22 protein-coding genes are annotated in these 21,009 nt (G+C 60.4%); 11 read left to right on the forward strand and 11 right to left on the reverse strand.

What is annotated here, in order from left to right:
• Positions 1–96: 96 nt before the first annotated feature.
• The 4 genes from PSJE_RS21115 to PSJE_RS21130 form a co-directional block, all read right to left on the reverse strand.
• Positions 97–369 carry an oxidative damage protection protein gene (locus tag PSJE_RS21115; protein WP_057397205.1) on the reverse strand — a complete coding sequence of 91 codons (273 nt, stop codon included), beginning with the start codon at positions 367–369 and terminating at the stop codon, positions 97–99.
• Positions 366–1,433: an A/G-specific adenine glycosylase gene (gene mutY, locus PSJE_RS21120; protein ID WP_057712416.1), complete on the reverse strand. Its 1,068-nt coding sequence runs from the start codon at positions 1,431–1,433 to the stop codon at positions 366–368. The genes PSJE_RS21115 and mutY overlap by 4 nt, the downstream gene beginning before the upstream one ends.
• Complete coding sequence (locus PSJE_RS21125; RefSeq protein WP_090452589.1) at positions 1,430–3,661, reverse strand: AsmA family protein; 2,232 nt, start codon at positions 3,659–3,661, stop codon at positions 1,430–1,432. Before PSJE_RS21125 ends, mutY begins: the two co-directional genes overlap by 4 nt.
• Positions 3,662–3,739: 78 nt before the next feature.
• Entirely contained in the window at positions 3,740–4,144 is a 405-nt protein-coding gene (locus tag PSJE_RS21130) for an acetyl-CoA sensor PanZ family protein (protein WP_057712414.1), read from the reverse strand.
• Positions 4,145–4,373: 229 nt separating this feature from the next.
• On the opposite strand from PSJE_RS21130, the gene PSJE_RS21135 reads away from it, so the two are divergent.
• The 7 genes from PSJE_RS21135 (at position 4,374) to PSJE_RS21170 (ending at position 10,192) form a co-directional block, all read left to right on the forward strand.
• Complete coding sequence (locus PSJE_RS21135) at positions 4,374–6,038, forward strand: OFA family MFS transporter (RefSeq protein WP_090452591.1); 1,665 nt, start codon at positions 4,374–4,376, stop codon at positions 6,036–6,038.
• A gap of 266 nt (positions 6,039–6,304) precedes the next feature.
• Positions 6,305–6,898 carry an imidazoleglycerol-phosphate dehydratase HisB gene (gene hisB / locus PSJE_RS21145; protein ID WP_003218037.1) on the forward strand — a complete coding sequence of 198 codons (594 nt, stop codon included), beginning with the start codon at positions 6,305–6,307 and terminating at the stop codon, positions 6,896–6,898.
• The gene (hisH, locus tag PSJE_RS21150) at positions 6,898–7,536 is read left to right on the forward strand and encodes an imidazole glycerol phosphate synthase subunit HisH (RefSeq protein WP_057712412.1); all 639 of its coding nucleotides are present in this window, start codon (positions 6,898–6,900) and stop codon (positions 7,534–7,536) included. Before hisB ends, hisH begins: the two co-directional genes overlap by 1 nt.
• A complete protein-coding gene (locus PSJE_RS21155; RefSeq protein ID WP_007989200.1) occupies positions 7,537–7,794 on the forward strand; it encodes a DUF2164 domain-containing protein in 258 nt (85 codons plus the stop codon).
• 42 nt (positions 7,795–7,836) lie between these two features.
• Positions 7,837–8,574: a 1-(5-phosphoribosyl)-5-[(5-phosphoribosylamino)methylideneamino]imidazole-4-carboxamide isomerase gene (hisA, locus tag PSJE_RS21160; protein ID WP_027617356.1), complete on the forward strand. Its 738-nt coding sequence runs from the start codon at positions 7,837–7,839 to the stop codon at positions 8,572–8,574.
• 9 nt (positions 8,575–8,583) lie between these two features.
• Positions 8,584–9,354, forward strand: coding sequence for an imidazole glycerol phosphate synthase subunit HisF (gene hisF / locus PSJE_RS21165; RefSeq protein ID WP_090452593.1), 771 nt, complete (start codon positions 8,584–8,586; stop codon positions 9,352–9,354).
• A gap of 82 nt (positions 9,355–9,436) precedes the next feature.
• Positions 9,437–10,192: a substrate-binding periplasmic protein gene (locus PSJE_RS21170; RefSeq protein ID WP_090452595.1), complete on the forward strand. Its 756-nt coding sequence runs from the start codon at positions 9,437–9,439 to the stop codon at positions 10,190–10,192.
• Between the two features lie 148 nt (positions 10,193–10,340).
• On the opposite strand, the gene PSJE_RS21175 is transcribed toward PSJE_RS21170, so the two are convergent.
• The 4 genes from PSJE_RS21175 to gpmI all read right to left on the reverse strand — a co-directional run bounded on the left by PSJE_RS21175 (position 10,341) and on the right by gpmI (position 15,551).
• Positions 10,341–11,117 carry a divergent polysaccharide deacetylase family protein gene (locus PSJE_RS21175; protein ID WP_090452597.1) on the reverse strand — a complete coding sequence of 259 codons (777 nt, stop codon included), beginning with the start codon at positions 11,115–11,117 and terminating at the stop codon, positions 10,341–10,343.
• A gap of 1 nt (position 11,118) precedes the next feature.
• Entirely contained in the window at positions 11,119–12,438 is a 1,320-nt protein-coding gene (locus PSJE_RS21180; RefSeq protein ID WP_057712409.1) for a S41 family peptidase, read from the reverse strand.
• A 34-nt stretch (positions 12,439–12,472) separates the two neighbouring features.
• Complete coding sequence (locus PSJE_RS21185) at positions 12,473–13,768, reverse strand: murein hydrolase activator EnvC family protein (protein WP_057712408.1); 1,296 nt, start codon at positions 13,766–13,768, stop codon at positions 12,473–12,475.
• A 253-nt stretch (positions 13,769–14,021) separates the two neighbouring features.
• A complete protein-coding gene (gene gpmI, locus PSJE_RS21190; RefSeq protein ID WP_090452598.1) occupies positions 14,022–15,551 on the reverse strand; it encodes a 2,3-bisphosphoglycerate-independent phosphoglycerate mutase in 1,530 nt (509 codons plus the stop codon).
• A 153-nt stretch (positions 15,552–15,704) separates the two neighbouring features.
• Between gpmI and PSJE_RS21195 the strand changes: the two genes are divergently transcribed.
• Genes PSJE_RS21195 through secB form a run of 3 tightly spaced genes read left to right on the forward strand, consistent with a single transcriptional unit; the run spans position 15,705 to position 16,916 of the window.
• Positions 15,705–16,118, forward strand: coding sequence for a rhodanese-like domain-containing protein (locus PSJE_RS21195; RefSeq protein WP_008047735.1), 414 nt, complete (start codon positions 15,705–15,707; stop codon positions 16,116–16,118).
• Position 16,119: 1 nt separating this feature from the next.
• Positions 16,120–16,374 (forward strand): glutaredoxin 3, encoded by a 255-nt coding sequence (grxC, locus tag PSJE_RS21200; protein ID WP_008047737.1) that lies wholly within the window; start codon positions 16,120–16,122, stop codon positions 16,372–16,374.
• Positions 16,375–16,430: 56 nt separating this feature from the next.
• Entirely contained in the window at positions 16,431–16,916 is a 486-nt protein-coding gene (secB, locus tag PSJE_RS21205; RefSeq protein WP_057397192.1) for a protein-export chaperone SecB, read from the forward strand.
• Positions 16,917–17,032: 116 nt separating this feature from the next.
• Here secB and trmL read toward each other — a convergent pair whose 3' ends face one another.
• A complete protein-coding gene (gene trmL, locus PSJE_RS21210) occupies positions 17,033–17,488 on the reverse strand; it encodes a tRNA (uridine(34)/cytosine(34)/5-carboxymethylaminomethyluridine(34)-2'-O)-methyltransferase TrmL (protein WP_090452600.1) in 456 nt (151 codons plus the stop codon).
• Between trmL and PSJE_RS21215 the strand changes: the two genes are divergently transcribed.
• The gene (locus PSJE_RS21215; RefSeq protein ID WP_090452601.1) at positions 17,487–17,927 is read left to right on the forward strand and encodes a hypothetical protein; all 441 of its coding nucleotides are present in this window, start codon (positions 17,487–17,489) and stop codon (positions 17,925–17,927) included. The genes trmL and PSJE_RS21215 overlap by 2 nt on opposite strands.
• A gap of 556 nt (positions 17,928–18,483) precedes the next feature.
• Here the strand turns inward: PSJE_RS21215 and ntrC are convergent.
• Positions 18,484–19,920 carry a nitrogen regulation protein NR(I) gene (ntrC, locus tag PSJE_RS21220; RefSeq protein ID WP_046040882.1) on the reverse strand — a complete coding sequence of 479 codons (1,437 nt, stop codon included), beginning with the start codon at positions 19,918–19,920 and terminating at the stop codon, positions 18,484–18,486.
• A complete protein-coding gene (glnL, locus tag PSJE_RS21225) occupies positions 19,917–21,002 on the reverse strand; it encodes a nitrogen regulation protein NR(II) (RefSeq protein ID WP_057712404.1) in 1,086 nt (361 codons plus the stop codon). The genes ntrC and glnL overlap by 4 nt, the downstream gene beginning before the upstream one ends.
• Positions 21,003–21,009: the final 7 nt, after the last annotated feature.

Genomic DNA, 21,009 nt, shown 5'->3' on the forward strand with positions numbered 1-21,009 from the left:
CGCATTAAACGGGTTTTTCAGGGGGTCGTCAAGCAAGTTTTCAAAAAAATTTTAATTATTACCGTCGCTTACGTTCCGACCCCCGATAAATCGGGGTTATTCCGACGGCGGCACGTAGCCTTCGGCCTTGGCGTAATCTTCGCCGGAGAAGTACTTGTCCATCTCGCCCTGAAGATATTTGCGATCTTCGGCGTTCATCATGTTCAGGCGTTTTTCGTTGATCAGCAGGGTCTGATGCTTTTGCCAATCTGCCCAGGCCTTGGCCGAGACGTGGTCAAAAATGTCCTGGCCTTTGGCGCCCGGGAACGGTGCGCGCTCCAGGGCAGGCAATTCTTCTTTGTACTTGCGGCACATGATGGTGCGGGTCATGACGACTCTCCTGCGTTCAATACGGCGGCCGCGCGTTCGAGCAATGTTTTGACCGGGGCGGCAAGGCCCAGGCGCGGCGGGGTGGCGAGGTTATACCAGAGCCAGTCAGCCTCGGCCACGTGATGGCCGCTCTCCTGGACCTGAACCAGCCAGGGTTCGATGGATAACTGAAAATGGCTGAAGGTGTGCACCAGGCTTGGCAATGCCTGTTGTGTGCCCAGTTCCAGCGAGTGCTGCGATGCCAGGTGCGGCAGGTCATCGAGGTCGTCGAGTTCCGGCAGGCTCCATAAACCGCCCCACAGGCCCGTGGATGGGCGACGGTAAAGCAGGATCGCGCCTTCGGCGTTGGCGAGCATCGGCATCAGTGTGCGCTTCTGCGGGATGGCTTTGCGCGGCTTGGGGATCGGGTAGCGGGTTTCCAGGCCGAGCATGTGCGCCTCGCAGCCCTTTTCCAGCGGGCACAGCAGGCAACTCGGTTTGCTGCGGGTGCAGAGCGTCGCCCCCAGGTCCATCATCGCTTGGGTGTAGGCGTTGACGCGGGTCTGCGGCGTAAAGCGCTCAGCGTTGGCCCAGAGCTGTTTGGCGACCTTCGGCTCGCCGGGGTAGCCCTCTTGCGCGGTAAAGCGCGCCAGCACCCGTTTGACGTTGCCGTCGAGGATCGGTGCGCGCAGGCCCATGCTGATGCTGGCAATGGCGCCGGCGGTGGACAGGCCGATCCCCGGCAGATCAGTGAGTTTTTCCACGTCCCGGGGAAATTCGCCGCCGTACTGCTCGACGACGATCTTCGCGGTCTTCTGCAAATTGCGCGCGCGGGTGTAGTAACCAAGGCCCGTCCACAGGTGCAGCACTTCGTCTTCCGGCGCGCACGCCAGCGCCTGGACCGTCGGCAACGAGGCCATGAAGCGGTCGAAGTAATTCAGCACGGTGCTGACCTGGGTCTGCTGCAACATGATTTCCGAGACCCACACCCGATACGGGTTGATGTCCTGCTGCCAGGGCAAATCATGACGGCCGTGGCGGTCGAACCAGTCCAGCACCGCCGTTGAAAACTGCTCGGCTCTCATCGCTTGAACATTTCCTTGAGCGCGTCTTTCAGTTTCGGGTCGACTTTGTCGCCCCATTTCTCCTCGATTTTTTCGCTGATCCTGTCGCCAGCCTGTTTGGCCGCGACCTGGCCCATGCGGTCGTTATCCAAACGGCAAGCCTTGGCGCCCAGCTCCAGCGGGCCGCGGCAGCGCAGCGGCCACTCGATGCCGACAAACTTGTCGCCCACCTGGCAAGCAGGGTCCGGCATGGCGCTGGTATCGCCTTCGACGATGATGCCGACGCGGTAGTCCATGCCCAACACCCGCAGATCGATGTCACCGTCACCGTTGACGGTCATGCCCGGGATGCGCACTTTCAGGTCCGGGTTGCTGGCCACGCCGTTACGCAAGGTCAGGTTGCCCTTGAGCTCCTGGAACGGTGTGTCCTTGCCCCGGGGCTCGCCGCTGAGAGTTTTGCGGTTGAGCGTGGCGATGCCTTTGCACAGCTGTTGCTCAAGGTTGGCGTTGAGCAGCACGCCATTGTTGATGATGAAACTGGCATTGCCGTTGAGGGTATCGATCAACGCTTTCTGGCTGTTGCCGCTGCCGGTCAGGCTGCTGTTGAGCGTGACCAGACCTTTGACGGGCGGGTTCTTGCCCTGGCTTTCGAGGATTTTTTCCGCCGGTACCCGGCTGATCTTCGTCTGCAGGTTCAGCGCCGGCACTGGTTGGCGCACATCGAGCGTGCCGGTGGTTTCGAAGTTGCCTTCGTACAGATCGCCGCGCAGGTTGGCCAGTGTCAGCAGGCCACCCTGGCCGGTGGCCTTGAGCGCAGCGTTATGAATCGGCAATTTTTGCAGGGTCAACTGGCCGAAGGTCAGGTCGGCGTCCACATCGAGCTTGCTCAAGCGTTCCACGGGCAACAGGCGGTCGCTGCTCCAGGCGTCCTTGGTCGGCGCGGGTGGCAACGGAGTGCTGCCGGCGCCGGCCATGGCATCGGCTTCAGTGCTGGCGACTTCGGCCTGGCGTACCTGCGTGGTGCTACTGGCCTCGGCGGATTTCGGCGGCAGGTAGCGGTCGACGTTGAAGGTGTCGGCCTTGAGTGCTGCGCGCAGCGATTGCTTGGCGAAATCTTCGACGGCAATGCGACCGCTGAAGGTGCTGTCGTCGACTTTCAGGTTGATGTTGTCGAGCGCCAGGCTGGTGGGTGTTGCTGCCAGACGGCTGACCAGTTCGACCTTGCTCAGGCTGCCTTCGGCCATGGCGGGGAGTTTCTGGCCGATGCTATCGACGAATTTCGCCAGGTCGAACTGGGCGATCGAGATGCCGCCACTGACTTGTGGGGTCTTGTCGAGGTCGTTGACCTTCAGTTCACCCAGTGCCCGCAGCTGGTTGGCGGAGATCTTGATGCCGGTCCACTCGGCGACATTGGCGGCCTTGTCCAGCACCAGCTGGCCCTGGGCGGAGAACGTCATGGTCTTGCCTTGCAGCGGGTCGCCGGTCACTTCACCGGACAATTTCATGTCTTCGAGCTGATAGCGCTGCAGAGCGCGTGCGATACGCACCTCACCATTGAGCTCGGTGCGCACTCGCAATGCCGGCTGGTTGGCTGACAGGAAAGCCGTGAGCTTGAGCGGAATGTTGACGGAGTCGTGAACCGCACCGGTGCTCAGCTGAATGCTTTCGGCGCTGAAGCTCTTGCCGGTACGTTCGTCGGTGTACTCGACCCGTGCGTTGTTCACGGTCAGGCTGTCGATGTCCAGGCGGATCGGCTGAGGCGGTTTTTCCGCCGAGACGCTGGCTTCGGGCGCCGGTTCGCCAGCGGCTGGCGGGGTGCTGGTCGCGCCGGTGTTGGCCGGTGCCGGCAGCTTGCCGACGTCTTCCCAATTGCCGTGGCCGTCCTTGTCACGGTTCAGGCGCAGGTTCAGGCCCTCGACACGTACGTCGCTCATCTGCACTTCACGGCGCAGCAGCGGCAGTACGCGTACCGACAGGCCTAGCATCTGCAAGTCGGCAAACGGTTCGGTCGGTTTGACCATGGTCGCGACACTGGCGTCGTGCAGTTCCAGGCCCAGCCACGGGAACAGGCTCCAGCCGATATCGCCATTGAGCGTCAGCTCGATGTGGGCCTTGTCGCGGGCAATCTGGCGGATCTCGTCTTTGTAGTCGTTGGGATCGAAGAGGTGGGTCAGGGCAAAGCCCAGCGCCACAATGATCAGCAACAGCCCGAGAAGTACCAGACCCAGGATTTTGCCGAACGCTTTCATGGGCGAGTCCTTGTAATTAGTCGAATTCAAAATTTAGCCGAGGAGTATAGCGCCCCCGAACAGACGACCGGTCAGTGATCACGCCGGCAGCACATCCAGTGGCAGTTTCAGCTTGGCGGCCAGCGCCTGAGCCTCCAGATGCCCGGCAGGCGCCAGCAGGCGCAGGGGCATGCCCGATTGCGCGGCCATTTTCTGGGCTTCGGCAACCAGACGCTCGGCAACACCACGGCGACGGGTAATTTTTCGAACACATATTTGGGACAAGTGCCAGGCGTCTTGGTGCCTTTGCAACCGGGCCGCGCCCAGCAGGCGATCGTTGAAGCGTCCGGCGATCAGTGTGCCGTCGCGCAAACAGTCTTCGATCAACTGCGCGGCCCCGGAAAAAGGGGCGAACAGCCAGTCCGGGGCGTCGCAGTAGATCTTCTGCAGATCCTGTCGATCCTGGGCAGTGGCTTGGTTCAGCGGCTCGACAATGATCGGCATGGTGATTCCTGTGAGGTCATGAAGCGATAGAGATCAGATGACGTACAAAAGGTGATGTCAGTTTGGTTTTTCTGTCACTTGCAAATGGTAACCTTTGCCCGTTCGTCCGTCCTTCTGCGACCTGTTGTCGCACAACAAGGTGCTCTACAAAAAACGGTCATGCCTGCGTGCATAAAGGCCGGGAGTGAGCTGTGGCTGGCGAACCATACAAATAATTGGGGGATACACAATGACCACGAGCATCACGGCGGACGGCTTCAGCGCCGACCAGCCTGCGTTCCTGTCCAAGGAGCGGATCATCGCCAAGCCCGGTTTCAACCGTTGGCTGGTGCCACCGGCCGCGTTGGCCATCCACTTGTGCATCGGCATGGCCTACGGTTTTTCGGTGTTCTGGTTGCCGCTGTCCAAGGCGCTGGGCATCTCCTCTCCAGTGGCCTGCGCACCGGACATGAGTTTTATCGCACAAGTCTTTTCGTCCCAGTGTGACTGGCCGATCTCGATGCTCGGCTGGATCTACACCCTGTTCTTCATCTTCCTGGGTTGCTCGGCCGCCATCTGGGGTGGCTGGCTGGAGCATGCCGGACCGCGCAAGGCCGGTGTCGTATCGGCACTGTGCTGGTGTGGCGGCCTGCTGATTTCGGCGCTGGGGGTGTATACCCACCAGATCTGGCTGATGTGGATCGGCTCCGGGGTCATTGGCGGTATCGGCCTGGGTCTTGGCTACATTTCGCCGGTGTCGACCCTGATCAAATGGTTCCCGGACAAGCGTGGAATGGCGACCGGCATGGCGATCATGGGCTTCGGCGGCGGCGCAATGGTCGGCGCCCCGCTGGCGGCGGCTCTGATGGGGCATTTCGCCTCGCCAACCAGCGTCGGCGTCTGGCAGAGCTTCCTGGTGATGGCCGCGATCTACTTCGTGTTCATGATCGGTGGCGCTCTGTCCTACCGCGTTCCGCCAACCGGCTGGAAGCCTGAAGGCTGGACGGCCCCGGCGAAAAAAGCCTCGAACGCGATGATCACTCATCGTCATGTTCACGTGAATGTGGCCTGGAAGACGCCGCAGTTCCGTCTGGTGTGGCTGGTGCTGTGTCTGAACGTATCGGCTGGTATCGGCATCCTCGGCATGGCGTCGCCGCTGTTGCAGGAAGTGTTCGCTGGCAAGTTGCTGGGCAATGACCTGGCGTTCGGCCAACTCGACGCTTCGCAACTGGCTTCGATCGCCGCCATCGCTGCCGGCTTCACCGGTTTGCTCAGCCTGTTCAACATCGGTGGGCGCTTCTTCTGGGCTTCGTTCTCGGATTACCTGGGCCGCAAAAACACTTACTTCGTGTTCTTCGCCCTGGGCTTTGCCCTGTACGGACTGATTCCGAACCTGGGTCACCTGGGCAGCATCGCGCTGTTCGTGGCGGCGTTCTGCATCATCCTGTCGATGTATGGCGGTGGCTTCGCGACTGTTCCGGCGTATCTGGCGGACCTGTTCGGTACGCAAATGGTCGGTGCGATTCACGGTCGTCTGCTGACGGCGTGGGCTGCTGCCGGTGTGCTCGGTCCGGTGCTGGTGAACTATCTGCGTGAATATCAACTAAGCATCGGCGTCGAGCGTGCGGCGGCTTATGACATCACCCTGTACATCCTCGCCGGCCTGCTGGTGCTGGGTTTCCTGTGCAACCTGCTGGTGCGTCCGGTGGCGGACAAGTACTTCATGACCGACGCCGAACTGGCCGCCGAACAGGCGCTGGGCCATGACAAAGGCGCCGACAGCAGCACCGTGCTGGAGTGGAAAGCCGCGCCGGGCACCAAACCGCTGGCGATTGCGGCGTGGCTGGTGGTGGGCATTCCGCTGGCGTGGGGTGTCTGGGTGACCTTGCAGAAGACGGCGGTGCTGTTTCACTAACACCAGTTTCAACCCGAAACCTGTGGGAGCGAGCTTGCTCGCGATAGCGGTCTGACAGTCAGCAAAAATGTTGAATGTGATGGCCCTATCGCGAGCAAGCTCGCTCCCACATTTTTTTGTGGTGTGCCAAATGGCTTGTATGGACATGTACATCGCCGGCACCCCCGAATTCATTCCGTCAGCGATATCACCTCTCGTGTTTCTGTTTCGGCCCCGCACGCCTATAATGGCTGCCTTTTTCGCCCAATGATTTTGCGGAGCTGGTGATGGCCGAACGTAAGGCGTCTGTCGAGCGCGACACTCTGGAAACCCAGATCAAAGCCTCGATCAACCTCGATGGCACCGGAAAGGCCCGATTCGATATCGGTGTTCCTTTTCTTGAGCACATGCTGGACCAGATCGCCCGTCACGGGCTGATCGACCTGGATATTGTCAGCAAGGGCGACCTGCATATCGATGACCACCACACGGTGGAAGACGTCGGTATCACCCTCGGCCAGGCGTTTGCCAAAGCCATCGGCGACAAAAAAGGCATCCGTCGCTACGGCCACGCCTACGTGCCGCTCGATGAAGCGCTGTCGCGGGTTGTGATCGACTTCTCCGGCCGTCCAGGCCTGCAGATGCATGTTCCGTACACCCGCGCCACCGTCGGCGGCTTCGACGTTGACCTGTTCCAGGAATTCTTCCAGGGCTTCGTCAACCATGCATTGGTCAGCCTGCACATCGACAACCTGCGTGGCACCAACACCCACCACCAGATCGAAACCGTGTTCAAGGCTTTCGGCCGCGCTCTGCGCATGGCCGTCGAGCTCGATGACCGCATGGCCGGGCAAATGCCATCGACCAAGGGCGTTCTGTAATGCAGACAGTCGCGGTAATCGATTACGGCATGGGCAACCTGCACTCGGTGGCCAAGGCCCTCGAGCACGTCGGTGCCGGCAAGGTGCTGATCACCAGTGATGCCAACGTGATTCGCGAAGCCGATCGGGTGGTTTTCCCCGGTGTCGGCGCGATTCGCGATTGCATGGCGGAGATCCGTCGCCTCGGCTTCGATTCACTGGTGCGTGAAGTCAGCCAGGACCGTCCGTTCCTTGGCATCTGCGTGGGCATGCAAGCCTTGCTCGACACCAGCGAAGAGAACGACGGTGTCGACTGCATCGGGCTGTTCCCGGGCGCGGTGAAGTTCTTCGGCAAAGACCTGCATGAAGACGGCGAACACCTGAAAGTCCCGCACATGGGCTGGAACGAAGTGAAGCAGAAGGTCAGTCACCCGCTGTGGCACGACATTCCGGACCTGGCGCGGTTCTACTTCGTGCACAGCTACTACATCGCTGCCGCCAACGCGCGGCAGGTGGTGGGGGGCGGTCACTACGGTGTCGATTTCGCCGCAGCGCTGGCCGAAGGTTCGCGTTTCGCCGTGCAGTTCCACCCGGAGAAAAGCCATACCCATGGCCTGCAGTTGCTGCAGAACTTCGCCGCGTGGGACGGTCGCTGGTAAATGGCCGTCAAGAAGAAGCCGCCGATTCTGACCCTCACTCCCGAACAGGAGAGCGAGGCCAATCGCAAGATCAAGCGTTTCATGGAAGACCGCTTTGAGCTCGACCTCGGCTCGTTCGAGGCGGCGGAGATTCTTGAGCTGTTTACCCGTGAAATTGCTCCGCACTATTACAACAGGGCGATTTTCGATGTGCAGGCGCACCTCAAAGAGAGGTTCGAAAGCATCGAAAGCGACCTGTGGGCGCTCGAGAAAAACTGATTTCCGAGCCAAGCTGAACATTCGAATTTGAAGGTTTGCCAGATGCTGATTATTCCCGCTATCGATCTTAAAGACGGTGCCTGTGTCCGTCTGCGCCAGGGCCGCATGGAAGATTCCACAGTGTTCTCCGATGACCCGGTGAGCATGGCTGCCAAGTGGGTGGAGGGCGGTTGCCGTCGTCTGCATCTGGTCGACCTGAACGGCGCCTTCGAAGGCCAGCCGGTCAACGGCGAAGTGGTCACTGCCATCGCCAAGCGTTATCCGAACCTGCCGATCCAGATCGGCGGCGGTATCCGCTCCCTGGAAACCATCGAACACTACGTGAAAGCGGGCGTTAGCTACGTGATCATTGGCACCAAGGCCGTGAAAGATCCGGCCTTTGTTGCAGAAGCCTGCCGCGCGTTCCCGGGCAAAATCATCGTGGGCCTGGATGCCAAAGACGGTTTTGTCGCCACTGACGGCTGGGCTGAAATCAGCACCATCCAGGTGATCGACCTGGCCAAGCAGTTTGAAGCCGACGGCGTGTCTTCGATCGTTTATACCGACATCGCCAAAGACGGCATGATGCAGGGCTGCAACGTACCGTTCACCGCGGCACTGGCTGCTGCAACAAAGATCCCGGTGATCGCTTCCGGCGGCATCCACAACCTGGGTGACATCAAGACCCTGCTCGACGCCAAGGCGCCAGGCATCATCGGTGCGATCACAGGCCGTGCGATCTACGAAGGCACCCTCGATGTCGCTGAAGCGCAAGCTTTCTGCGATTCGTACAAAGGCTGAGGACTGATCATGGCGCTGGCCAAACGCATCATCCCTTGCCTGGACGTGGACAACGGCCGGGTGGTCAAGGGTGTGAAATTCGAAAACATCCGCGACGCCGGTGACCCGGTGGAAATTGCTCGACGCTACGACGAGCAGGGCGCCGACGAGATTACCTTTCTCGACATCACCGCCAGCGTCGATGGCCGCGACACTACGCTGCACACCGTCGAGCGCATGGCCAGCCAGGTGTTCATCCCGCTGACCGTGGGCGGCGGCGTGCGCACCGTGCAGGACATCCGCAACCTGCTCAATGCCGGCGCGGACAAGGTCTCGATAAACACCGCAGCGGTGTTCAACCCGGAATTTGTCGGCGAAGCCGCGCAGCATTTCGGTTCGCAATGCATCGTGGTGGCTATCGACGCGAAGAAGGTTTCCGGACCGGGCGAAACCCCGCGCTGGGAAATCTTCACCCATGGCGGTCGCAAACCAACCGGTCTCGACGCCGTTGAGTGGGCGAAGAAAATGGAAGGCCTGGGCGCCGGCGAAATCCTGCTGACCAGCATGGATCAGGACGGCATGAAAAACGGCTTTGACCTGGGCGTCACCCGCGCCATCAGTGATGCACTGGGCATTCCGGTGATCGCCTCTGGCGGTGTCGGTAACCTGCAACACCTGGCCGACGGCATTATCGAAGGCCACGCCAGCGCGGTACTGGCGGCGAGTATTTTCCACTTCGGCGAATACACCGTGCAGGAAGCCAAGGCCTATATGGCAAAACGCGGCATCGTGATGCGCTAAGCACCAAAAACGATACAGGCCAGTGGACACCATGGCGTACCCAAGGCACTCTTGGGTACGCCATGGATTTCGGTAGCCAGACATGCTTAAACGCTTTCTTCTCGTCCTTGCCAGCGCCTCTCTGTTGTTGATCAACGGAGCAAACGCTAAAGACAGCCCCGATACCGACCTGGTGTTGCTGACGGAAAACTTCCCGCCGTACAACATGGCGAAGAACGGCAAGAACTTCGCTCAGGACGAGAACATCGATGGCATCGCCACCGATATCGTCCGCGAGATATTCAAGCGCGCCGACATTACCTACAGCCTGACGCTGCGTTTCCCTTGGGAGCGAATCTACAAACTCACCCTGGAAAAACCCGGTTACGGCGTATTCGTCATGGCGCGCCTGCCCGATCGCGAAAAACTCTTCAAATGGGTCGGCCCGATTGGCCCGGACGACTGGATCATGCTGGCCAAGGCTGACAGCAAGATCACCCTCGAAACCTTGAATGACGCGCGCAAATACAAGATCGGCGCCTACAAGGGCGACGCCATTGCCGAGACGCTGGCCAAGCAGGGACTCAATCCGATTGTTGTACTGCGCGACCAGGACAACGCGAAAAAACTGGTCAACGGGCAGATCGACCTGTGGGCCACTGGTGACCCGGCCGGGCGCTATCTGGCGCGCCAGGAAGGGGTTAACGGGTTGAAAACCGTATTGCGTTTCAACAGTGCCGAACTGTACCTGGCACTGAACAAGGACGTGCCGGACGAGACGGTTGCCAAGCTCCAGGCGGCGCTGGATCAGATGCGCAAGGAAGGTCGGGTGGACGAGATAATGGCGCAGTATCTGTAGGATTCAATACCAACCCGTTAGCCATGCCCGGACCACTGTGGGAGCGAGCTTGCTCGCGATGACGGTCTGCCAGTCGATAGAGATGTTGAATTTGATGGCGCCATCGCGAGCAAGCTCGCTCCCACAGTAGTTTTGTGGTGCCGCAGACTCAGCGGTACACCCCATCCTTGCCATGCGCCGCCGTCGCCCGGTTTCCGCGCACGCTGATCATCTGCCGGATATCAATCCACTCGATCCCCTGAGCCTTGAGCTTGGGTAGTTCGCGTTCCAGTACCGCCAGCGTCTGTGGATACGGATGCCCGATCATCACCGCCGAACCCTGCTTGCGCGCGAGGCTGATCGCGGTTTGCAACTGGGTCAAAATCGCTGCTTCAGTACGCTCATCGTCGAGAAATACATCCCGTGAAACGCTCGCCAAACCGATCTTCTGCGCTTGGGCAGCGGCTACGGTCTGCGCGCTGGTGCGGCTGTCGACAAAGAACTTGTGCCGTCGCTGCAAGGCCGCCATCAGCCAGGCCATGGCCGTTGGTTGTGCGGTCATGCGGCTGCCCATGTGGTTGTTGATGCCGCTGGTGTACGGGACCATTTTGAACGCGGCGTTCAGGCGTTTTTCCAGCTCATCGACGGGCAGTTCGGGATGCCAGGCGAACGGTCCTGTGGCCGGATCCATGGGCATGTGCAGAATGACGATCTTGCCGGCGCGATGGGCTTCGCGGGCGAATTTGGTGGCGTGGGGTGTATCGGGCATGATCGCCGCAGTCACCGGGCCGGGCAGGGCCAGCACGCGGCGATCCCGGGGCAGGTTCTGCCCCAGGTCATCGATGATCAGGCTCAGGTAGGCTTTGTGGGACGTCGATCCGGCGGGTTCTGCATGAACAACACCCGCCAGACAACACAGCAGACCGATCAGCAACCGCAGAAACATCTCAACGGCCGGACGTGATGCTCAGCCCTTTGAGCAGGCTCAGGGCCTGGGCCAGTTGGTAATCATCGTCCTGCGGCATCGGCTTGGCTTTGCCGCTGGAACCGGTCGGTTTGTCGACACCGCCGTTGCCGTTGCCCAGGTGACCCTGCAAGTCCGCTTCCTTGAAGTAATCGCTGTCCTGCTCGCTGGTGATCTTGGCCTTGCGCACTTCGATGTCCGGGACGATGCCCTGGGCTTGGATGGAGCGGCCGTTCGGCGTGTAATACAACGCTGTGGTGATCTTCAATGCGCGTTCATTGTTCAGCGGCAGCACGGTTTGCACCGAGCCCTTGCCGAAACTGGTGGTGCCCATCAGCACGGCGCGTTTCTGGTCCTGCAGGGCGCCGGCGACAATTTCCGAAGCCGAGGCGCTGCCGCCGTTGATCAACACGACCATTGGCACGGCTTCGCTTTCGTCCTTGCCGGTGGCAGAGAAACGCAGCTCGGAGTTGGCGATACGGCCCTTGGTGTAAACGATCAGGCCCTTGGTGATGAAGTGGTCGACCACCTCCACCGCTGCCTGCAACACCCCACCCGGGTTGTTGCGCAGGTCGAGAATGATGCCCTTGAGCTTCTTGCCGTTGTCTTTGCGCAGCTTGGCCAGGGCCTTGGAAACCTCTTCACCGGTCTTGACCTGGAACTGGGTGATGCGGATGTAGCCGTAGCCCGACTCCAGCAGCTGGCTCTTCACGCTCTTGACCTGGATGACGGCGCGGGTCAGGGTCACGTCGAACGGCGTGCCGCCATCGCGCACCAGAGTCAGGGTGATTTTCTGGCCGATCTTGCCGCGCATCTTGTCCACGGCTTCGGTCATGCTCTGGCCGCGAGTCGGCTGGCCGTCGATCTTGACGATGAAGTCGCCGGCCTGAATACCGGCCTTGGAGGCCGGAGTGTCGTCAATCGGTGACACCACCTTGATGAAGCCGTCTTCGGCGCCGACTTCAATGCCCAGGCCGCCGAATTCACCGCTGGTGCTTTCCTGCAGCTCGGCGAAATCTTCAGGACCCAGGTAGGCGGAATGCGGATCGAGGTTGCTGAGCATGCCCTTGATGGCGTTTTCCAGCAGGGTCTTGTCGTCCACCGGTTCGACATAAGCGGCCTTGATCCGGTCCATCACCTCGGCAAAGGTGCGCAACTCATCCAGCGGCAGCGGCGCCTTGGTGGTCGCGGCAGTGCCCGCAGGCGCAACCACCGGCGCTGGTTGAGCGGCAAACGCCAGAGGCGCGCCGATCACCAGGGCGATCGTCAGGGCCAGCGAGGTAAGGCGGGACAAATGCAGCATGTCGAACGAACTCCTAATGTAGGTGACTCTACGCCTATCCTTGCGCGTGGCACCATTGCGCAGGGTCACTCGGGTGACCCTGCTGACGAATTGCGAAATACAGCGCTGGTGTGTCCTGCCCGCCACTGCTACCGACAGTGGAAATAGGCTCACCGGCTTTTACAACGTCACCGGCAGACTTGAGCAGCGTCTGGTTGTGACCGTACAGACTCAAATAACCATTGCCGTGGTCGAGGATCACCAGCAGCCCGGCGCCGCGCAACCAGTCGGCGAACACCACGCGACCACCGTGTACGGCACGCACCGCACTGCCGGCAGACGCGCCGATCATCACGCCATCCCACTTGGTCCGGGCATCGTCGCCTCGGCTTTCACCGTAGCGCGCCAGCAGTCGACCATCGACAGGCCAGGGAAGTTTGCCGCGGGTTGACGCAAACGGACCGCCAAAGGTTTCGCCGGAACTGGAAACCAGTGCGCCAGGTGTCGATCTGACCGGTTTGCGTGGGGCATCGTCGCTGGCATCTGCCTGCGCCTGGGCCTCACGTAAACGCTTTTTTTCGGCTTCCTGCTGGGCAATCAGCGCTTTTTGTCGCGCTTCTTCTGCCTCACGGGCCTGGCGTGCCAGAGTTTCTTCAATGGTTTTAAGGACTTTAGACAGGTCTGCCTGATCCTGCTCGCGCGCCGCCAGTTTCTGATCGCGGGCCTTTACGTCGTCATTGAGCTTGGCCAGGACTTGCTGGCGCTCCTTGCGGACTTTCTCGAGCTCATCACGCTGGGTGTCGAGGCTGCTTTGCTGCACCAGCAGTTGCGCCTGCTGCATGGCGATGTCTTTCTCGACATTGGACAGTTGGCGCAGGGTTTCGTTGAAATTCTTCAACTGCTCCAGGCGAGCCTGGCTCAGGTAATCGTAATAGGTGAGGGTACGGGCAAATCTTTCAGGATTCTGCTGGTTGAGCAGCAGCTTGAGGTATTCCTGGCGACCGTTCTGATAGGCCGCCCGGGCCTGAATGGCGATCAGTCGTTGCTGTTCAATGCGCGCGCTCTGGAGTTTTTTTTTCTCTGCATCGAGTCGCTGCAGCTCGGCTTCGCTTTTCTTCAGCTCTTTTTGCAGGGCTTCGACCTGCTTCTCGAGCTTGCCCATTTCGGTTTCGGTGCCCTTGAGCTCTTTCTGCACACCGGACTTTTCTTCCTGCAGCTTGCCCAGCAGCTTCTTCAGCTCGGCAATGTCCTGACGCGTGGCGTCCAACTGTTGTTGGGTATCTGCGCGCTCGTCAGCAAAGGCCGGTTGGAGCAGGCATGTCAGAGCTAGGGCTATCAGGACGCGAAGCATAGGGGCGGGCGGCACCAGGGAAAGGGACGGCCTAGTATGCCCGCCATGGGCAGCAAAAAAAATGCCCATTTCTGACTGTGTGATGACTGGAGCGAGCGACAGACTGAATTCCATTTCGAAAACTCCATAAACCATTGTGGGAGCGAGCTTGCTCGCGATGGCGTCCGATCATTCAACATAGATGTTGGCTGTCAGATTGCTATCGCGAGCAAGCTCGCTCCCACAGGGTTTTTCAGTGTTCGGGATATCCCGGTTACACCAGAATCGAAGTCCCGGTCATTTCCTTGGGTTGCTCAAGGCCCAGCAACTTCAGCATGGTCGGCGCCACGTCCGCCAGCACGCCGCCTTCGCGCACCTTCAGGTCGCGCTTGCCGACATAGATGAACGGTACCGGCTCGGTGGTGTGCGCAGTGTGCGCCTGGCCGGTGGTTTCATCGGACATTTGCTCGACGTTGCCATGGTCAGCGGTGATCAAGGCTTCGCCGCCGACTTTTTCCAAGGCATCGACGATGCGACCCACGCACAGGTCCAGGCATTCAACGGCCTTGACCGCCGCTTCGAACACGCCGCTGTGGCCAACCATGTCGCCGTTGGCGTAGTTGACCACGATCACGTCGTAACGCTGGTTTTCGATGGCGTCGACGATGCGGTCGGTGACTTCCGGTGCGCTCATTTCCGGCTGCAAGTCATAGGTGGCGACTTTTGGCGACGGAATCAGGATGCGTTCTTCGCCCGGGAACGGTTCTTCGCGGCCGCCGGAGAAGAAGAAGGTCACGTGGGCATATTTTTCGGTTTCGGCGATGCGCAGTTGGGTCTTGCCATTTTTCGCCAGGTAGTCGCCCAGCACGTTTTCCAGGCTGCCGGCGGCGAAGGCCGACGGGGCAGGAATGCTGGCGGCGTATTGGGTCAGCATGACGAAACCGGCCAGTTTCGGCTGGCGGGCACGCTCGAACTCACTGAAGTCGTCTTCGACGAACACGCGGGTCAGCTCGCGGGCACGGTCGGCGCGGAAGTTCATGAACACCACGGCATCACCGTCTTCGACTTTTACCGGCTCACCGATGGAGGTGGCCTTGACGAATTCGTCGCTCTCGCCACGCTCGTATGCCGCCTGCAGGCCTTCCTGAGCGGTGGCGGCGTTGAATTCGCCCTGGCCATCGACAATCAGGTTGTAGGCCTGGGACACGCGGTCCCAACGGTTGTCGCGGTCCATGGCGTAGTAGCGGCCGATGATGCTGGCGATCCGGCCTTTGCCCAGGGCCTGGAAGGTCGCGTCGAGCAGTTCGATCGACGACTGCGCGCTTTTCGGCGGAGTATCGCGGCCATCGAGGAAAGCGTGCAGGTAGATGTTTTGAGCGCCGCGCTTGAAGGCCAGTTCGGCCATGGCAACCAGGTGATCCTGGTGGCTGTGTACGCCGCCATCGGACAGCAGGCCCATGAAGTGCACGGCTTTGCCGGCGGCGACCGCTTTGTCCACGGCAGCGCAGATGGTCGGATTCTCGAAGAACTCGCCGTCGCGGATCGATTTGGTGACGCGAGTGAAGTCCTGATACACCACGCGGCCGGCGCCCAGGTTCATGTGACCGACTTCGGAGTTGCCCATCTGGCCGTCCGGCAGGCCGACGTCCATGCCGCTGCCCGAGATCAGGCCGTTCGGCACGGTGGCCCACAGGCGGTCCAGTACGGGCTTCTTCGCGGCGAAGATAGCGTTGGATTCAGGGCTGTCACTGTGACCGAAGCCGTCGAGAATCATCAGGACCAAAGGTTTAGGCGTGGTAGTCATGGAATCCACTCGTGGCTGAGATAAAAAGGAGCAATGGAAAAGGGAGTGGCAGTTTAAAGCGAAGTTCCGGCCGCGTCACCGCCGGACGGGGTTTGGCCCACCATAGTGGCTGTGTATACTGGCCGACATTTTAACGCCCTGGAACCTCCTTCGATGGTTGCTAACCTGATTCAATTCGCCACTAACCACTACATTCTCGTCGGTATCTTCGTCGTACTGCTGGCGTTGCTGATTGCCTATCAAATGCAGGGCGGCGGCCGTAGCCTGAGCACCGGCGAACTGACCGGGCTGGTCAACAAGGACGCAGGCGTAGTGATCGACATTCGTCCGACCAAGGATTTCGCCGCCGGTCACATTGTCGGCGCGCTGAACATCCCTCAGGACAAACTGACCGCACGTGTAGGTGAGCTGGAAAAGCACAAGGCCAAGACCATCATCCTGGTCGACGCCATGGGCCAGACCGCCGGCACCCACGCCCGCGAATTGATGAAATCCGGCTTCACCGCCGCCAAGCTGTCCGGCGGTATCTCCAGCTGGAAAGCCGACAATCTGCCGCTGGTGAAGTGATATGAGTAGCGTCGTCGTCTATTCCAGCGATTACTGCCCTTACTGCTCGCGAGCCAAGTACCTGCTCGAGAACAAAGGTGTGGCCTTCGAAGAGATCAAGGTCGATGGCAAGCCGCAGGTGCGCGCTGCGATGGCCCAGAAGGCCGGGCGTACGTCCGTGCCGCAAATCTGGATCGGCAGCACCCACGTGGGCGGTTGTGATGATCTGTTCGCCCTGGAGCGTGCCGGCAAGCTCGACGCGCTGCTCAGGGCCTGACGGCAATACCCCAAACAAGCAAACCTAAAAGAACCCTGGATCAAGAAGGATCTGCGATGACTGACCAACAGAACACTGCTGCGAACGAAGAAGAAACTGCACCGCAATTCTCCTTGCAGCGCATTTATGTGCGTGACCTGTCCTTCGAAGCTCCGAAAAGCCCGGCGATCTTCCGCCAGCAGTGGGAGCCGAGCGTCGCTCTGGATCTGAACACCCGTCAGAAGACGCTGGAAGCCGACTTCCACGAAGTCGTGCTGACCTTGTCGGTTACCGTGAAAAACGGTGACGAAGTGGCGTTCATCGCTGAAGTGCAACAGGCCGGGATCTTCCTGATCAAGAACCTGGATGACGCTTCGATGAGCCACACCCTGGGTGCGTTCTGCCCGAACATCCTGTTCCCGTACGCTCGCGAAACCCTGGATAGCCTGGTGACCCGCGGTTCGTTCCCGGCACTGATGCTGGCTCCGGTGAACTTCGATGCGCTGTATGCGCAAGAGCTGCAACGCATGCAGGCTGCTGGCGAGACTCCGACCGTTCAGTAAAAGCGTATCAATACTGTGGGAGCGAGCTTGCTCGCGATGAGGTCACCAGCTTCAACATCAATGTTGACTGATGCACCGCCATCGCGAGCAAGCTCGCTCCCACATTTTTTTGGGGGTTACTTGAAGTCGTTCTGACGCCAGGCTTCGTAAACGGCCACCGCCACGGTATTGGACAGATTCAGGCTGCGGCAGCCCTCGCGCATCGGCAGGCGCAGGCGTTGCTCGCCGGGCAGGGCATCCAGCACTTCGGCGGGCAAGCCACGGCTTTCCGGGCCGAACAGGAATGCGTCGCCCGGGGCGAAGCTGGCATCGTGGAACGGCCGCGAACCCTTGGTGGTGAAGGCGAACAGTCGTGGATGGCCGAGGCTCTCCAGGCAGCTGGCAAGGTCCGCGTGGCGTTGCAGGGTGGCATACTCGTGGTAATCGAGGCCGGCCCGGCGCAGGCGCTTGTCGTCCATCTCGAAGCCCAGCGGTTCGATCAAATGCAGGTGGCAGCCACTGTTGGCGCACAGCCTGATAACGTTGCCGGTATTCGGCGGAATTTCTGGTTGGAAAAGGATGACGTGAAACATGCACGGCTCCGAAGGCAAAGATGACGCGCATTCTACGCCGCCAGAAGGCGTGCGTTCGAAACTATTCCTGCGGGTAATGGGCTCGCTGGCGATTGTCGGGGTGATGGTCGGGATGATGATCGGTCGCCTGACCACGCCAGACCCCAGTCAGTTGCAGCAGGTGGAAGTGACGAACGACGGGCTGGTGGTGTGGTTCAACAATGAACCCAAGACCCACGGCGAAATTGTGGACGGCAGTGTCGCGCTGCTGTTTGGCGCCGAGGGCAAGGCGCATAAAGGTCAGCTCAAGCTCGGCGGCAAGGACGTGAACTGGCGGGTACGTTTGAGCGATGGGGGGTTGTTGCTGACACTGGTAGCGGCCCGGCCCCTGCGGGGCGAATGGGTCGGTAGCGAGGTTGATGACCGCTGGCGGCTGGAGATCCATCTCCGGGAGCAATAAAAGAGGGAATCCCCGGCCTGCCTGTACCAAGGTTCCCGAAACGGGAGGCTCGTCGCGAGTGCGGTGTGAGCCTGGTGTAAAGAAGGAACCCCTGACCTGCCTGTATCAAGGGCCCCAAAACGGCTGGGCTCGTCGCGGGTGCGGTGTGAGCCCGATGTAAAGAGGGGAATCCCCGGCCTGCCTGTACCAAGGTCCCCGAAACCGGGTAGGTGAACTGATTCACTTGAAAGGGTTATTGCAGGGGGCATGCCAGGTTTTAACAGCTTGGAACAAAAAATCGCTTTGAAGCGCTGAAAGCCCCGAGATCCGGGGCTTTTGTGTTTTTGGGTGGCGGGTAGTATCGGGTTTTATGGCGAGGTTTCAGGACAGTGGTTGTGCGCGATTGCGGTTCACGGTGCATTGCGGCGGTGCACTGATAACCCAAAAAGCATCGCGAGCAAGCTCGCTCCCACAGGGTTCGATGGTGTCTGCACGATCGTGAAAACACCGAAAATCCACTGTAGGAGCGAGCTTGCTCGCGATTGGGCCTAAAGATCAGCGAAGTACTAAAGGCTGTTTAGCCCTCATCCCCCTCATCATCATCCCCGCCATCAACCTTCATCCCCAATTCCTTGATCTTGCGAGTCAGGGTGTTGCGTCCCCAACCCAGCAAGACGGCGGCATCACGGCGGCGACCGGCGGTGTGCTTGAGGGCGGTCTCGATCATAATCCGCTCGAAGGCCGGTACGGCGCTGTCGAGCAGGCTTGACTGACCACGGGCCAGCGCCTGGTCGGCCCACTGGCGCAGGGCCTGTTCCCAGTTGGTCACGGGCGCCGAGTCCTGAGGCAGGCTCAGCAGCTCCGGCGGCAGGTCACCGATGTGCACTTCGCGTCCCGAAGCCATCACCGTGATCCAGCGGCAGGTATTCTCCAACTGCCGCACGTTGCCGGGCCATGGCAAGTTCTTCAGGTATTCCTCGGTTTCGCTTTTCAGCAGCTTCGGTTCGACTGCCAGTTCCTGGGCAGCGCGGCCGAGGAAGTGCTTGGCCAGGGTCGGGATATCTTCGCGGCGATCCGACAGGCGCGGGATATGGATGCGGATCACGTTGAGGCGATGGAACAAGTCCTCACGGAATTTCCCGGCATGCACCAGGGTTTCCAGATTCTGGTGAGTCGCGGCGATGATGCGCACATCGACCTTCACCGGCACGTGACCGCCGACGCGGTAGAACTCGCCGTCGGCCAGTACCCGTAGCAAGCGGGTCTGGGTGTCAGCGGGCATGTCACCGATTTCGTCGAGGAACAGCGTACCGCCGTCGGCTTGCTCGAAACGCCCGCGACGCAGGTTGGCCGCGCCCGTGAACGCGCCTTTCTCGTGGCCGAACAGTTCGGATTCCATCAGGTCTTTGGGGATCGCCGCCATGTTCAGCGCAATGAACGGCGAAGCGGCGCGCGGGCTGTGGCGATGCAGCGCGTGGGCCACCAGTTCTTTACCGGTACCCGATTCACCATTGATCAGCACGGTGATGTTGGAGTGGCTCAAGCGTCCGATGGCGCGAAACACTTCCTGCATCGCCGGCGCTTCGCCGATGATTTCCGGGGTGCGGGTCAGGGTCGGGGCAACTTCCAGGCCTTGTTGTTCCTGAGCGTGCTGGTTGGCGCGCTTGACCAGGGAAACCGCTTCATCAACGTCGAACGGCTTGGGCAGGTACTCGAAGGCGCCGCCCTGATAGGACGCGACAGCGCTGTCCAGATCGGAGTGCGCGGTCATGATGATCACTGGCAGCCGCGGGTGCTGTTCGCGAATCCGCGCCAGAAGCTCCAGACCGCTGGCGCCGGGCATGCGGATGTCGGAAATGATCACGTCCGGCTGCTGGCGCGCCAGACGGCTCATCACGCCATCGGCGCTGTCGAAGCTTTGCGTGGTCATGCCTTCCTGTTGCAAGGCTTTTTCCAGGACCCAACGGATAGAACGGTCGTCATCGACGATCCACACGGTTTCACTACGGCTCATGTCGATGTGGCTCCTTGTTCCAGTGGCAGAAAGATCGAGAAGGTGGTGTGGCCGGGGTGGCTGTCACATTCGATCAGGCCCTGGTGCTGGCTGATGATGTTCTGGGTAATGGCCAGGCCCAGCCCGGTACCGTCCGGGCGACCGCTGACCATGGGGAAGAAAATGGTTTCCTGAAGTTCTGCCGGGATGCCCGGACCGTTGTCGATGATTTCGATCTTGGTCACCAGACGATGGCGTACGTGGCCGATGGTGAACTGGCGCATGGCGCGGGTGCGCAGGCTGATGCGCCCCAGGCGCAGTTCGTTCTGGCTGCTGATGGCCTGCATCGCATTGCGCACGATGTTCAGCACGGCCTGAATCATTTGTTCGCGATCGATCAGGACGTCGGGGATGCTTGGATCGTAGTCGCGCACCAAGGTGATGCAGCCCTGGCTTTCAGCCTCCACCAGATGGCAGACACGCTCAAGTACTTCATGGACATTGCACATGGCCAGCGACGGCAGCTTGTTGGAGCCGAGCATGCGATCCACCAGATTACGCAGGCGGTCGGCTTCTTCGATGATGACGTTGGTGTAGTCGCGCAGGCTCTCTTCCGGCAGTTCCCGGGCCAGCAATTGTGCCGCGCCGCGAATCCCGCCCAAGGGGTTCTTGATTTCATGGGCAAGGCCGCGCACCAGCATCTTGCTGGTTTCCTGTTTCGACAGTTGTGCTTCTTCTTTGGTGATCCGCAGCAGGCGGTCACGGGGGTGGACTTCGAGCAGCAGCATCGTGTCGCCGTTGCTCAGAATCGGTGTTACCGCGTAGTCGACGGTCAGGGTCTGGCCGGTGAGGGCGGTGAGCATGGCTTCGCGCTTGGTGAACGGGTGCGCCTGCTCGACGGCCTGGCGCAACGAGTTCAGCGCTTCGGTCGATTCGGTAAACAACTCACTGATGAACTGCCCATGGCTGCGCTGACCGCTGATGGCCAGCAGCATCTCTGCCGCCGGGTTCATGTACTCGAGGCGCAGTTCGGCGTCGAGAAGGATGGTGGCAGTGGTGAGGTTGTCGAGTAGCAAACGGTGGAGTGCGTCGCTAATGGTCATCGGGACC

It is taken from the genome of Pseudomonas jessenii (assembly GCF_002236115.1).
Lineage (GTDB): Bacteria > Pseudomonadota > Gammaproteobacteria > Pseudomonadales > Pseudomonadaceae > Aquipseudomonas > Aquipseudomonas jessenii.

What these genes read in the sequence shown, in the direction of transcription:
- PSJE_RS21115 (WP_057397205.1), bottom strand. Translation starts at nt 369, where the DNA reads ATGACCCGCACCATCATGTGCCGCAAGTACAAAGAAGAATTGCCTGCC.
- mutY (WP_057712416.1), bottom strand. Translation starts at nt 1,433, where the DNA reads ATGAGAGCCGAGCAGTTTTCAACGGCGGTGCTGGACTGGTTCGACCGC.
- PSJE_RS21125 (WP_090452589.1), bottom strand. Translation starts at nt 3,661, where the DNA reads ATGAAAGCGTTCGGCAAAATCCTGGGTCTGGTACTTCTCGGGCTGTTG.
- PSJE_RS21130 (WP_057712414.1), bottom strand. Translation starts at nt 4,144, where the DNA reads ATGCCGATCATTGTCGAGCCGCTGAACCAAGCCACTGCCCAGGATCGA.
- PSJE_RS21135 (WP_090452591.1), top strand. Translation starts at nt 4,374, where the DNA reads ATGACCACGAGCATCACGGCGGACGGCTTCAGCGCCGACCAGCCTGCG.
- hisB (WP_003218037.1), top strand. Translation starts at nt 6,305, where the DNA reads ATGGCCGAACGTAAGGCGTCTGTCGAGCGCGACACTCTGGAAACCCAG.
- hisH (WP_057712412.1), top strand. Translation starts at nt 6,898, where the DNA reads ATGCAGACAGTCGCGGTAATCGATTACGGCATGGGCAACCTGCACTCG.
- PSJE_RS21155 (WP_007989200.1), top strand. Translation starts at nt 7,537, where the DNA reads ATGGCCGTCAAGAAGAAGCCGCCGATTCTGACCCTCACTCCCGAACAG.
- hisA (WP_027617356.1), top strand. Translation starts at nt 7,837, where the DNA reads ATGCTGATTATTCCCGCTATCGATCTTAAAGACGGTGCCTGTGTCCGT.
- hisF (WP_090452593.1), top strand. Translation starts at nt 8,584, where the DNA reads ATGGCGCTGGCCAAACGCATCATCCCTTGCCTGGACGTGGACAACGGC.
- PSJE_RS21170 (WP_090452595.1), top strand. Translation starts at nt 9,437, where the DNA reads ATGCTTAAACGCTTTCTTCTCGTCCTTGCCAGCGCCTCTCTGTTGTTG.
- PSJE_RS21175 (WP_090452597.1), bottom strand. Translation starts at nt 11,117, where the DNA reads ATGTTTCTGCGGTTGCTGATCGGTCTGCTGTGTTGTCTGGCGGGTGTT.
- PSJE_RS21180 (WP_057712409.1), bottom strand. Translation starts at nt 12,438, where the DNA reads ATGCTGCATTTGTCCCGCCTTACCTCGCTGGCCCTGACGATCGCCCTG.
- PSJE_RS21185 (WP_057712408.1), bottom strand. Translation starts at nt 13,768, where the DNA reads ATGCTTCGCGTCCTGATAGCCCTAGCTCTGACATGCCTGCTCCAACCG.
- gpmI (WP_090452598.1), bottom strand. Translation starts at nt 15,551, where the DNA reads ATGACTACCACGCCTAAACCTTTGGTCCTGATGATTCTCGACGGCTTC.
- PSJE_RS21195 (WP_008047735.1), top strand. Translation starts at nt 15,705, where the DNA reads ATGGTTGCTAACCTGATTCAATTCGCCACTAACCACTACATTCTCGTC.
- grxC (WP_008047737.1), top strand. Translation starts at nt 16,120, where the DNA reads ATGAGTAGCGTCGTCGTCTATTCCAGCGATTACTGCCCTTACTGCTCG.
- secB (WP_057397192.1), top strand. Translation starts at nt 16,431, where the DNA reads ATGACTGACCAACAGAACACTGCTGCGAACGAAGAAGAAACTGCACCG.
- PSJE_RS21215 (WP_090452601.1), top strand. Translation starts at nt 17,487, where the DNA reads ATGCACGGCTCCGAAGGCAAAGATGACGCGCATTCTACGCCGCCAGAA.
- trmL (WP_090452600.1), bottom strand. Translation starts at nt 17,488, where the DNA reads ATGTTTCACGTCATCCTTTTCCAACCAGAAATTCCGCCGAATACCGGC.
- ntrC (WP_046040882.1), bottom strand. Translation starts at nt 19,920, where the DNA reads ATGAGCCGTAGTGAAACCGTGTGGATCGTCGATGACGACCGTTCTATC.
- glnL (WP_057712404.1), bottom strand. Translation starts at nt 21,002, where the DNA reads ATGACCATTAGCGACGCACTCCACCGTTTGCTACTCGACAACCTCACC.